12 protein-coding genes and 1 pseudogene are annotated in these 12,457 nt (G+C 63.9%); all 13 read left to right on the top strand.

The annotated features are described in order from the left end of the window. Positions 1 to 189: pseudogene (locus tag J3489_RS36310) on the top strand (methyl-accepting chemotaxis protein); the annotation flags it as partial. A 5-nt stretch (positions 190 to 194) separates the two neighbouring features. Beyond that, on the top strand, positions 195 to 1,220 hold the full coding sequence (locus tag J3489_RS36305) for a CheR family methyltransferase (protein WP_242540585.1): 1,026 nt from the start codon (positions 195 to 197) through the stop codon (positions 1,218 to 1,220). Between the two features lie 79 nt (positions 1,221 to 1,299). Then, positions 1,300 to 2,100, top strand: a complete 801-nt coding sequence (gene cheD, locus J3489_RS36300) for a chemoreceptor glutamine deamidase CheD (RefSeq protein WP_207005627.1) — start codon at positions 1,300 to 1,302, stop codon at positions 2,098 to 2,100. Between the two features lie 5 nt (positions 2,101 to 2,105). Beyond that, positions 2,106 to 3,179: a protein-glutamate methylesterase/protein-glutamine glutaminase gene (locus tag J3489_RS36295; RefSeq protein WP_207005626.1), complete on the top strand. Its 1,074-nt coding sequence runs from the start codon at positions 2,106 to 2,108 to the stop codon at positions 3,177 to 3,179. 51 nt (positions 3,180 to 3,230) lie between these two features. Beyond that, positions 3,231 to 3,626, top strand: coding sequence for a chemotaxis response regulator CheY (gene cheY / locus J3489_RS36290; RefSeq protein ID WP_207005625.1), 396 nt, complete (start codon positions 3,231 to 3,233; stop codon positions 3,624 to 3,626). Position 3,627: 1 nt separating this feature from the next. Then, positions 3,628 to 4,317, top strand: a complete 690-nt coding sequence (gene cheZ / locus J3489_RS36285; RefSeq protein WP_207005624.1) for a protein phosphatase CheZ — start codon at positions 3,628 to 3,630, stop codon at positions 4,315 to 4,317. A gap of 330 nt (positions 4,318 to 4,647) precedes the next feature. Continuing rightward, positions 4,648 to 5,172, top strand: coding sequence for a DUF2844 domain-containing protein (locus J3489_RS36280; RefSeq protein ID WP_207005623.1), 525 nt, complete (start codon positions 4,648 to 4,650; stop codon positions 5,170 to 5,172). A 25-nt stretch (positions 5,173 to 5,197) separates the two neighbouring features. Further along, entirely contained in the window at positions 5,198 to 6,433 is a 1,236-nt protein-coding gene (locus tag J3489_RS36275; protein WP_207005622.1) for a DUF3443 domain-containing protein, read from the top strand. 53 nt (positions 6,434 to 6,486) lie between these two features. Beyond that, a complete protein-coding gene (locus tag J3489_RS36270) occupies positions 6,487 to 7,296 on the top strand; it encodes an oxygenase MpaB family protein (protein WP_207005621.1) in 810 nt (269 codons plus the stop codon). Positions 7,297 to 7,489: 193 nt separating this feature from the next. Next, the gene (locus J3489_RS36265) at positions 7,490 to 8,521 is read left to right on the top strand and encodes a hypothetical protein (protein WP_207005620.1); all 1,032 of its coding nucleotides are present in this window, start codon (positions 7,490 to 7,492) and stop codon (positions 8,519 to 8,521) included. A 1-nt stretch (position 8,522) separates the two neighbouring features. Next, the gene (locus J3489_RS36260) at positions 8,523 to 9,356 is read left to right on the top strand and encodes a hypothetical protein (protein ID WP_207005619.1); all 834 of its coding nucleotides are present in this window, start codon (positions 8,523 to 8,525) and stop codon (positions 9,354 to 9,356) included. A gap of 206 nt (positions 9,357 to 9,562) precedes the next feature. After that, on the top strand, positions 9,563 to 10,801 hold the full coding sequence (gene flhB / locus J3489_RS36255) for a flagellar biosynthesis protein FlhB (protein WP_207005618.1): 1,239 nt from the start codon (positions 9,563 to 9,565) through the stop codon (positions 10,799 to 10,801). Beyond that, positions 10,798 to 12,457 (top strand): flagellar biosynthesis protein FlhA (gene flhA, locus J3489_RS36250; protein WP_207005617.1); only part of this gene is annotated, 1,660 nt, incomplete at its 3' end. The genes flhB and flhA, both read left to right, overlap by 4 nt.

The raw sequence follows: 12,457 nt of genomic DNA, 5'->3' as shown, positions 1-12,457 counted from the left end.
GGCGCGCAGGCCGCATCGGCGCCTGCCAAGCCGGCGGGTGCCGCCCGGTCCGTGCGCGGCGAGACGGCCGGCACGGCGCGCCCGACAGCACCGGCCGCACCGCGCGCCTCAGCGCCGGCACCGCGCAGCGCCGCGCCCGCACCGATGGCGGCGAACAAGGCCTCCGACGACGACTGGGAAACGTTCTAATCATCATGACGACAGCGCGCGCACAACGAATCGACCGCCCCGAGCCCGTGAGAACGGGCGAGCTGGAGCGCGATTTCGAATTCACGGGGGCGGATTTCGCGCGCATTCGCGAACTGATTTATCGCCGCGCGGGCATTTCGCTGTCCGACCACAAGCGCGACATGGCGTACAGCCGGCTGGCCCGGCGTCTGCGCGCGCGCGGGCTCGACAGCTTTCGCCATTACCTCGACCTGCTCGAATCGGAAAGCGACCCGGCCGAGTGGGAAGCGTTCACCAACGCGCTGACCACGAACCTGACTGCGTTTTTCCGCGAGTCGCATCACTTCCCGATCCTCGAAGACTTCGTGAAGCGGCGGCAGCGGCCGGTGTCGGTGTGGTGCTCGGCGGCGTCGACCGGCGAAGAGCCGTATTCGATCGCGATGACGCTGATCGAATCGCTCGGCGATTCGGCTGCGCGCCACGCAAGCGTGCTCGCCACCGATCTCGACACGCAGGTGCTCGCCAAGGGCGAAGCGGGCGTGTACTCGCTCGACCAGGTGAAGCAGTTGAGCCCGGAGCGCCTGAAGCGCTTCTTTCTGAAGGGCACGGGCTCGCATGCGGGCTACGTGAAGGTGCGCCCGGAAGTGCGCGCGATGATCCGCTTCGAGCAGCTGAACCTGACCGATGCGGACTACCGCCTCAACACGCCGTTCGACGCGATCTTCTGCCGCAACGTGATGATCTACTTCGACAAGCCGACGCAGGCGCAGGTGCTTTCGCGCTTCGAGCCGCTCGTGAAGACGGGCGGGCTGCTGTTTGCCGGGCATTCGGAGAACTTCACGTATGTGACGCAGGCGTTCCGGCTGCGCGGGCAGACCGTGTACGAATTGACGCGCGACGCCGGTGCGAATCCGCGCGGCCATGGCCACGCTAAGCACGCCGCTGCCATGCCGCGAAGGGAAAGCGTTGACGACCCCCACGCTCACTTGCGTTCGCTGCCCCCCGAGGGGGCGGTTGCCTCCCTTGGGGCGGCCCGGCGGGAGGCAACATGAACGACCCCCACGCTCACTTGCGTTCGCTGCCCCCCGAGGGGGCGGTTGCCTCCCTTGGGGCGGCCCGGCGGGAGGCAACATGAACGGCCTCCCGATCGCCACCAACCTTTACTACGACAACCACTTCCGCCGCCAAGGCGTGAAGCTGCTGCCGAACGAGTTCTATACGACCGGCGACGACATGGTGCTCGTGACCGTGCTCGGCTCGTGCGTGGCCGCGTGCATCTACGACCGCACGGCGGGCATCGGCGGCATGAACCACTTCATGCTGCCCGACGACGGCACCGAGCCCGCGCAGGCCGCATCGGATTCGATGCGCTACGGCGCCTACGCGATGGAAGTGCTGATCAACGAATTGATCAAGATGGGCGGCCGGCGCGAGCGCTTCGAGGCGAAGGTGTTCGGCGGCGCGGCGGTGCTCGCGGGCATGACGACCATCAACATCGGCGACCGCAATTCCGAGTTCGTGCGCCGCTACCTCGGCCTCGAAAAGATCCGCATCGTCGCCGAGGACTTGCAGGGGCAGCATCCGCGCAAGGTCGCGTTCATGCCGCACACGGGCCAGGCGGCGGTGAAGAAATTGCGTCTGCAGCAGGAGCCGAGCGTCGCGGAACGCGAACAGGCGCTCGCCAAGCAGACCGCGGAGTTACGCGCGGCGCGCCATGCGCGGGCGCGCGAGCACGTCGAGCTGTTTGCGGCGCCGGCTAACAAGCCGCGCGTCGAATTATTCGGCGGTGTCCCAGGGGGAGGAGCGGCGGCTAATTTGCCTAATAAGCCGCCCGCGACGGGCAAACCGCGTATCGAGCTGTTCGGCGCCGGTGCGGGCTCAAGCGCGCGCCCAGCCGATCAGAACAGCGCCAAGACTGTAGAGGAGGCGTAGTAACCGTGCAGAAGATCAAAGTTTTGTGTGTCGACGATTCAGCGCTGATCCGCAGCCTGATGACCGAAATCATCAACAGCCAGCCGGACATGACGGTCGTCGCGACCGCGCCCGATCCGCTCGTCGCGCGCGAGCTGATCAAGCAGCACAACCCGGATGTATTGACGCTCGACGTAGAAATGCCGCGCATGGACGGCCTCGACTTCCTCGAAAAATTGATGCGCTTGCGGCCGATGCCGGTCGTCATGGTTTCGTCGCTGACCGAGCGCGGCTCGGAAATCACGCTGCGCGCGCTCGAACTCGGTGCGGTCGATTTCGTGACCAAGCCGAAGGTCGGCATTCGTGAGGGCCTGCTCGACTACGCGGAAAAACTCGCCGACAAGGTGCGCGCCGCAGCCCGCGCGCGCGTGCGGCAGGCGGCGCCCGCGCAGCATGCGGCGGCTGCCGCGACGCACGCGCCGCTGCTTAACAATCCGCTCCTCAGTACGGAGAAGCTGATCATCGTCGGCGCGTCGACGGGCGGCACCGAAGCGATCCGCGAAGTGCTCGTGCCGCTGCCGCCGGATGCGCCCGCTGTATTGATCGCCCAACACATGCCGCCCGGGTTTACGAAATCGTTCGCGCAGCGCCTGAACGGCCTGTGCCGGATCAGCGTGAAGGAAGCGGAGCACGGCGAGCGGGTGCTGCCCGGTCATGCGTACATCGCGCCGGGCCACGCCCACCTGCTGCTCGCGCGCAGCGGCGCGAATTACATCGCGCACCTGTCGGACGAGCCGCCGGTGAACCGGCACCGTCCGTCGGTCGACGTGCTGTTCCGCTCGGCGGCCCAGCATGCGGGTAAAAACGCCGTCGGCGTGATTCTGACCGGCATGGGCAAGGACGGCGCCGCGGGATTGTTAGACATGAGAAATGCTGGCGCATACACTCTCGCGCAGGATGAAGCGAGCTGCGTCGTGTTCGGCATGCCGCGCGAGGCGATCGCGATGGGCGGCGCCGACGAAGTCGCGCCTTTATCGGAAATGAGCCGGCGGGTGATGGCACGCCTCGCGGCGATGGGTGACCGCGTGCAGCGCGTGTAACCAAAAATGGACGAGCGGTTCTCGCCGCAAAATTGGGATAAAGGAATCAAGATGGACAAGGGAATGAAGATTCTGGTGGTGGACGACTTTCCGACGATGCGCCGGATCGTCCGCAACTTGCTGAAGGAACTCGGCTACTCGAACGTCGACGAGGCGGACGACGGGGCGGCGGGCTTGGCGCGCCTGCGCGGCGGCGGCTTCGACTTCGTGATTTCCGACTGGAACATGCCGAACCTCGACGGCCTCGCGATGCTCAAGGAAATCCGCGCCGACGCGGCGCTCCAGCATCTGCCGGTGCTGATGGTGACGGCCGAATCGAAGAAGGAAAACATCATTGCGGCGGCGCAGGCCGGCGCGAGCGGCTATGTGGTGAAGCCGTTTACGGCCGCCACGCTCGACGAAAAGCTCAACAAGATCCTCGAGAAGATGGCGAAAGCCGGGAGCTGATGTGGACCAGCTGATCAATTCGCCCGCCGAGGGTATCGAAGAGGCCGACCTGACGGCCGACCGCATTCTCGCCCGCATCGCGCAGCTTACGCGTGCGCTGCACGACACCATGCACGAGCTCGGTCTCGACAAGCAGATCGAAGAGGCGGTGAAAGCCGCGCCGGACGCGCGCGACCGGTTGAGATACGTCTCGACGCTCTCCGAACAGGCGGCTGAGCGCGTGCTGACGGCCGTCGACGAAACGAAGCCGATGCAGGAGCGGATCCAAAGCGAGGCGAACCGGCTCGACGTGCGCTGGGCGCAGTGGTACGAGGCGCCGCTAGAGCGCCAGGCGGTCGGCACGCTTCTCACCGACACGCGCGCGTTTTTCGCGAGCGTGTCGGAGGTGACGGCAGCGACCAACTCGAAGCTGCTCGATATCATGATGGCGCAGGACTTCCAGGATCTGACGGGGCAGGTCATCAAGAAGATCATCGAGGTGATCCACATCATCGAGCGGCAACTGCTCGCGGTGCTCGTCGAGAACATCGCGCCGGAGCGGCGCGAGCAGTTCGCGGCGTCGGCGCCGACGCTGAGCGCCCACGATCCGGACAGTCTCTTGAACGGCCCGCAGATCGACCCGGGAGGCAAGTCGGACGTCGTGCAGGGCCAGTCGCAGGTCGACGATCTGCTGGCGAGCCTCGGGTTCTGATGGACTGATCGCTTCCCGGCGCCGCTTGCCGCGGCGCGGGCGGCGATGGTTCGGTCCAACCGGGCGGCACGCGGTGCGGCCGCCGCCCGCCCGTCTCTCCTCCCCGCTTTTTTACGCCGTCCTTTTGGACGCGCCGCTGTCGCGCTATGTTCGCTTGCGCGCGTGGCGATTGCGCCCCGAAAGTGCGCGGCGCCGCGAACAACGGGCATACTACGGGACATGCGCGACGGCGCCCGTGTAGTCCATTCCGCCGGACGCGCTTGTACCCCAAGCGCTGGCGGTGCATGCGCCGACCCAGCGCGGGAAACCGATCGCTAGGGAGGCTTCGTGATGACGAGTCGCTTGAGACGCGCTGTCTTGCAGGCGTCGATCGCTGTGCCCACTTCGCTGTTCTTCGTGATTCCCGCCTACGCCGTGCTCGGCGGCAGCCCCATGCAGACGCCCTCGGGCGCCGCCGCCTCGACGGTCTCGCCCGCCGTTGCGCACGCCGCCGTGATGGGTTCGTCCAGCAGTCAGACTACGTCGTCCAGTTCCTCGTCCACGTCCTACTCGGTGATCGAGACCACGCTGTCCTCGGGCACGGTGGTCCGCGAATACGTGTCCACGTCGGGCATGGTGTTCGGCGTCGCGTGGCATGGTCCGCAGATGCCCGACCTCTCTCAACTCCTCGGCGGCTACTTCCCGCAGTTCGCCTCCGGCGTCCAGGCGGCGCACGCGGCTGGTTTGAGAGGCGCGGCGACTGTCGATCAAAGTGGCCTCGTCGTCCATTCGGGTGGCCACATGGGCTCGTTCATGGGCCAGGCGTATCTGCCCCAGGCGTTGCCGAGCGGCGTGAGCGCCTCCGACATTCAGTGACCCACCGGCGAACGGGAGAAGAACCTTGCGATTCACGACAAGACTCATCCAGGGGCTCGGCGTGCTCGGTTTCGCCACAGCGATTTCACTCTTCGCGGGTTGCGGAGGCGGCGGGGGCGGAGGCGGCGGCAGTAGCAGCGGCGGCGGTTCGTCGTCGGCCCCGAATACGGCCACCGTGACGGTGAATTCCGGCGTCGCCGGCGTGCCGAATATCCCGACGGTTAGCGTGACCGTTTGCGCGCCGGGCAGCACGACGAACTGCCAGACCGTCAACAACGTTCAGGTCGATACGGAATCGTTCGGGCTGCGGCTTGTCAGCAGCGCGGTTTCGCAAGTGTTGGGCAGCCTGCCGCAGACGACGATCAGCGGTTCGAATCTCTACGAATGCACGCAATTCGCCGACAGTTTCACCTGGGGCTCGGTCCGCACGGTCGATGTCACGATCGGTGGCGAGAAGGCGAGCAGCCTGCCGATCCAGGTCATCGGCGACTCGGGCTCGACTTCCGTGCCGCCCGGTTGCTCGTCGCACGGCGGGACACAGGAAACCACGGCCACCGTGCTCGGTGCGAACGGGATTCTCGGCATCGGTGTCGCCCCTTACGATTGTGCGTCCTGCGCGACGACCGCGAGCCCGGCCTTTTACTACGGGTGCAATGGCTCGAACTGCTCGGCCACGACGGTGCCGCTTTCGCAGCAGGTCGCCAATCCGGTGCCGAAGTTCGCCACCGACAACAACGGCGTGATTCTGACGCTGCCGTCGGTATCGTCGAGTGGCGCATCGTCGGTGACCGGCACGCTGGTGTTCGGTATCGGAACGCAGTCCAACAACGCGAACAATGCGTCGAACAAGTTTCTGACAAACGCGTCGGGCGACCTCTCGGGGACGTACAACGGGGCCTCCGTGCAGCAAGCGTTCTTCGATTCGGGCTCGAACGCATACTTCTTCGAGGCCGGATCGGACAGTGCGATGACCGCTTGCCCGAATCCAGGTAGCGCCGCTGGATTCTATTGCCCATCGTCCACGCTGTCGCGTTCAGCCACCGTGCAGAATTTCAACGGCACGGGCAGCACCGTCACGCTCTCATTGAGCATTGCTAACGCCATCGCGCAGTTTCAGACCGGCAACTTTGCATACAACAATTTGGCCGGTTCTCTGCCCAACATGCTCGACATCGGCCTGCCGTTCTTCTTCGGGCGCAGCGTGTACTACGGCATGGATCAGACCGCCTCGGGCGGCCAGTCGCCGTACGTCGCGTTTTAAGGAAGCGCGCGCCGGATGAGCGGTCATCCGGCGCGCCCCAAGCACTCCCCCCGATGTCGACCGAAAGTACGACTACGCCGCGCCCCGGACCCATCCGGCTCGCCGACGTGACGAAGGAAGCCTATATCTACCTCGGTGCCGGCGCGGCCGTCGTTTTGCAGCTCGCGCACCCTGGGGTCGGCCAGGGCGTCGTCGAGCATAGCGATACGTTGCGGCGCCCCGTGGACCGGCTGCGCACCACGATGACCTTCATCTACGCCGTGACGCTCGGCACGGCCGACGAGCGGCAGTACGTCGCCCGCTACGTCGACCAAGCCCACGGGCCGGTGCGCTCGGCCTCGTACAGCGCGTTCGATCCGGACTTGCAGCGCTGGGTCGCGGCGACGCTGTTCAAGGGCGCGCTCACGTTGCACGAGATGTTCGAGGGGCCGCTCGCGCCGCCCGATAGGGACGCACTGTGCCGCGAGGCCGCGGTCTACGGCACGACGCTGCAAATGCCGGCCGAGCTGTGGCCGGGCGATCTCGCCGCCTTCGATGCGTATTGGACGCGTTCTCTCGCCGGTTTTACCGTGAACGAAGACGTGCGGCGCTACGTGCACGCGCTCTTGGGCGCCGAAGGCGCGCCGTGGTGGATTCGCGTGCTGATGCCGCTGCAACGATTCGCCACACGCGGGTTGCTGCCCGACGAGATCCGGCGCGCCTTCGCACTTTCGTGGACGACGCAGGACGAGCGTCGCTGGGCGTGGTTCGTGCGCTATGCGCCGAGGCTCTACCGATGCGTGCCGGGCGTGCTGAGGCGACTGCCGGCCGCGTGGGTCATGCGCGGGTTTCGGCGAAGAATGGCGGGGTCGGCGGCGATTTGAGGCGAAACGGCCCTTTCATAGATGCCGCCGGCAAGCGCGAACTGAGTTCGCGCCGTATTTCGGTCTTTAGTCGGTGTGAACGGAGAGGTTTCTTGCTTTCGGTCACTCCAAGCTGGCATTTCGGAGTTTTCCTATAGTTCGCAATTTTCGCCGGCGATAGGGTCGACGGTTTCCATTCCAACAGGAGGAGACCATGACGAGTCCGATCGCCAGTGCTGCCAGCGCTCAAACCAATAATGTTTGCCGTGCGCTCCAGCGATATCGCAGCACGCTGCCGCGCAATACGACGCCGTATCACGGCAACGAGGTTTGCCGCGGTGATGGTTGGACCATCGGAAACGAACGGTTGAGCGGCGATTTCGATGTCGATCCGGTACTGGCGCGGCGATGGGTCGGCGGTGTGCTGGATTCTCCCGAATTTGCTGTGACTAAGCTCGATCCGGGTTTCTCGTGGCTGCACGACTATTTCTATGGCAGTCCAAGCAGTGCGCCGGGGACATTGGCCCGGCTGTATGAGGAAGGTCAGAGCGCGGTGATCGGTCCGGGCAGCGCATTGAGCAACCTCAACACCGGAATATCGGCCGTGCACGCAGCTCATGCAGGCAGCCTCGAGACGCGCATTCAGGCGGGCGCGCAGAAAATCACGTCCGGCACGAGCAAGAGCGTGCAAATCAATGCGTATGTCACGCTTTACAACGGCAACACCAGCGGAAAAGGAAGGGCTAGGCCGCGCATCCGGATCACAAATATGCCGCTTCAGACGGTGCAGCCTACGCTCGGCGCGCACTTCAGGTATAGCGTGCGTTCGCAGAGCGTCACCGAGGCGGTCAAAGAAGTGAAGCTGAAGGACTTGGCACCGAAAATCTCGCCCTTGGCGCGGGTCTATTTCCGAGGCGGATTCAGTACCGGCGTGCTGACTTTCGGCCCAAGCGCCGCACTGGATCTAATCGACAGCATCAACCGGGATACACAGGGCAAATTGCGATTTGATGCGAAACGTTCTGCCATTGCTTCTGCGCGGAGTCAGAGTGGAAATATGTTGGGATTTGCGGCTTCAACTACGATAACGACCGGGGTTGCGGTATTTGCTTCTTCCGCGATAGCGGCAAGTGGCACTGTTATTATTGCGGCATTAATCGGAGGTTATGCCGTTCAGGTAGTCTGGGGTGCATTGGGCGGCTCGGACTACGCTGAGTCAGCTACTCGCCAAGCATTGGAGGAATAGCATGTTAACATCTTTCGATGGCATGCGCTCCTTGCTTCCAAAATCACCGATATTTTTTGGCGGGGCGAGCGTTGTTTTTCTTGGTCTTCCCTTTGGTATGATAGTCAAATTCAACGAGATGGGTGGGAAGGGCATTCTGGTATTAACGGTAATCACGTGGTCAAGCGGGTTCATTATTGGAGTGCTGATAAAATACAGGGTAATGTTTTCCGTAAAATTTGCGCTCGGCATGGCTTCTTATTGCATATTTCTGCTCCTGTTTTGGATGGGTAGCGCAGTAGCCCTTGCCTTTGCGGATATCGCAGGGAGGCATGCCGATCGCAATCCTGTCTTGTTTTTTTATCTGATATCAATTGCGTTGCCTTTGATTTTTGGTGTTGTGAATCAATTGGTGAAGGTGAACTACTTTAAAAGTGGTCGCCAGGACGATTGGATGCGCAATCTGAAAATTCATGTCGATTTCGATAGATGCATTGTTTTTTCAAAGAAGAATCAGAATTTCGAGGCGCCAGGCGAACTCTCCGCGCGTATTTGGTCCGTGGGCGCAATGGTGACCAATATCCCGCTCTTATTTAAAATTTATACCGGGTCGAGAAATAATATGGTTTTCTTTCTTATGCCGCTGATGATCGGTGTCTCCGCCTATATCAATGTAAAATCGGTCGGCCCGCACCTCGCCTATTTGTACATGCTGCGCAAGTACGAAAAGAAGACCGGTCGTTGCTTTATGAACGCCGACTATGAAGAATTTCAGAAACTCCGCCGCACCTTCTTCCTCTCCCGCTGGCTGATGAAGGACTACCGCCCGGCAACCGATACCCCCCAAGCCGGCTAGCCATGTCTCCAGCGCTTGCCTGCCCGGCAAGCGCCGTCCTCCTTGCTTCGCCGGATACACGGCCGCCCCGCGGCCGCCCCCATCACTCGAAATACACCCCTTTCCCCGCCCTTATTCGCCGATCGCGGCTTGACGTCTGACGGAATAATCGCTGCCAGTGGGAAAGCGGCATGTCGCCGTGCCCGTTTGCAGAGCCCGAGAGCCTCATGGCAGAGGAAAGCGACCTCGAAAAGACCGAATCAGCCACCCCCAGGCGCCTCGAAAAGGCGCGGGAGGAAGGCCAGGTCGCGCGGTCGCGGGAGCTGGCGTCGTTTGCGCTGCTGTCGGCGGGCTTCTATGGCGCCTGGGGCCTGGCCGGCCCGATCGGCAGCCACCTGCAGGCGATGATGCGCGGCGCGTTCATGTTCGATCACGCGGGCGTCCTCGATACCCGCAAGATGCTGATCGGCGCCGGCAGCGCCAGCATGGAAGGCTTCTACGCGCTCTTGCCGATCCTCGCGCTGACCGGCGCCGCCGCCCTCCTTTCGCCGATGGCGCTCGGCGGCTGGCTGATCTCGTCGAAAGCGCTGCAGCCCAAGTTCGATCGCCTGGATCCGCTCGCCGGCCTCGGCCGCATGTTTTCGATCAACGGCCCGATCCAGCTCGGGCTGTCGCTCGTGAAGACGATCGTCGTCGGCGGCGTCGGCGGGCTGGCCGTCTGGAATCACAAGGACGACATCGTCGCGCTCGCGACGCTGCCGCTCAACGAGGCCATCGGCAGCGCGTTCCATCTGATCGCCGTGTGCTGCGGGATGACGGTGGCGGGGATGTTCATCGTCGCCGCGCTCGACGTGCCCTATCAGCTCTGGCAGTACCACAAGAAACTGCGCATGACGAAGGAAGAAGTGAAGCGCGAGAACCGCGAGAACGAAGGCGATCCGCAGGTGAAGAGCCGCATCCGCCAGCAGCAGCGCGCGATGGCGCGGCGCCGGATGATGTCGGCGGTGCCGAAGGCCGACGTGGTCGTCACCAACCCGACGCACTTCGCGGTCGCGCTGCAGTACACCGACGGCGAGATGCGCGCGCCGAAGGTCGTCGCGAAGGGCGTGAACCTGGTCGCGGCGCGCATCCGCGAGATCGCCGCCGAGCACAACGTGCCGCTGCTCGAAGCGCCGCCGCTCGCGCGTGCGCTCTATCACAACGTCGAACTGAACCGCGAGATTCCGGGGTCGCTCTACAACGCGGTCGCGCAGGTGCTCGCGTGGGTCTATCAGCTGCGCCGCTTCCGCGAGGAAGGCGGCGACATTCCGGCGACGCCGACCGAGTTCGAAGTGCCGGCCGATTTGGACAAGGGTCCGGTGTCGGACGACGACGCCGAAGAGGAAGCCGAGGAAGCATTGAACGAAGGCAGCGCGAAGCAGACCGCCGCGGGCACAAATAAAGCAGATAAGGGAACCTCGGCATGAACGCACGCGTAGGCGCCTTCCTCGGCAAGCGGCCGCAGATGTTCGCAGGCACCAACCTGCGCGCGCTGGCGGGGCCGGTCCTGATCTGCATGATCCTCGGCATGATGATCCTGCCGCTGCCGCCGTTCCTGCTGGATCTGTTGTTCACGTTCAACATCGCGCTTTCGGTGATGGTGCTGCTCGTCAGCATGTACACGATGAAGCCGCTCGATTTCGCGGCGTTCCCGAGCGTGCTGCTGTTCTCGACGCTGTTGCGCCTGTCGCTGAACGTCGCGTCGACGCGGATCGTGCTGCTCGAAGGCCACACGGGCCCTGACGCGGCCGGCCAGGTGATCGAATCGTTCGGCCACTTCCTGGTGGGCGGCAACTTCGCGGTCGGCATCGTCGTGTTCGTGATTCTGATGATCATCAACTTCATGGTGATCACGAAGGGCGCGGGGCGGATCGCGGAAGTGTCCGCGCGCTTCACGCTCGACGCGATGCCCGGCAAGCAGATGGCGATCGACGCCGACCTCAACGCCGGCCTCATCAACGAAGACCAGGCGAGAAAGCGCCGCGTTCAGGTCGCGCAGGAAGCGGAGTTCTATGGGTCGATGGACGGCGCGTCGAAGTTCGTGCGCGGCGACGCGATCGCGGGCTTGATCATCATGGTGATCAACATCATCGGCGGGCTGATTGTCGGCGTGGTGCAGCACGACATGAGCTTCGCTGCGGCCGGCAAGAACTACACGCTGCTCACGATCGGCGACGGCTTGGTCGCGCAGATCCCGTCGCTCGTGATCTCGACGGCGGCGGGCGTGATCGTGTCGCGCGTCGCGACCGACGAAGACATCGGCACGCAGCTCACCGGCCAGCTCTTCACGAACCCGCGCGTCCTGATGATCACCGGTTCGATCATCGTGCTGATGGGCCTGATTCCGAACATGCCGCACTTCGCGTTCCTGCTGCTCGGCGGCGGTGCGATCCAGCTTGCGCGCATCATGAAGAAGCGCGAAGAGGCGCGAAAGGCAAGCTCCACGCTCGTCGATGTCACGCCGGCGGCGGCCGCGCCCGTCGAAAGCAACGAAGCGAGCTGGGACGACGTGACGCTGATCGACGCGCTCGGCCTCGAAGTCGGCTACCGGCTGATTCCGCTCGTCGACAAGAACGCCGACGGCGAACTGCTCAAGCGGATCAAGAGCATTCGCAAGAAGTTCGCGCAGGAAATCGGCTTCTTGCCGCCGGTCATTCATATTCGCGACAACCTCGAACTGAGGCCGAACGCTTACCGAATTGCGCTGAAGGGCGTCGAGGTGGGCACCGGCGAGGCGTTTCCGGGGCAGTGGCTCGCGATCAATCCGGGGCAGGTCACGGCCGCCATTCCGGGCACGCCGACGCAAGATCCGGCGTTCGGCCTGCCGGCCGTGTGGATCGATACGAACCTGCGCGAGCAGGCGCAGGTGTACGGCTATACGGTCGTCGATTCGAGCACGGTCGTGGCGACCCACCTGAACCATCTCGTCGTGCAGCACGCGGCCGAATTGCTCGGCCGACAGGAAGTGCAGGCGCTGATCGCGCGCACGGGCAAGGACGCGCCGTCGCTCGTCGAAGACCTCGTGCCGAAGACGCTGTCGCTCACGACGCTGCAAAAGGTGCTGCAGAACCTGCTCGAAGAAG

This window comes from Trinickia mobilis, from assembly GCF_017315705.1.
In the GTDB taxonomy this organism is placed as follows: domain Bacteria; phylum Pseudomonadota; class Gammaproteobacteria; order Burkholderiales; family Burkholderiaceae; genus Trinickia_A; species Trinickia_A mobilis.
This window is presented reverse-complemented; position numbering and strand designations above follow the sequence as displayed.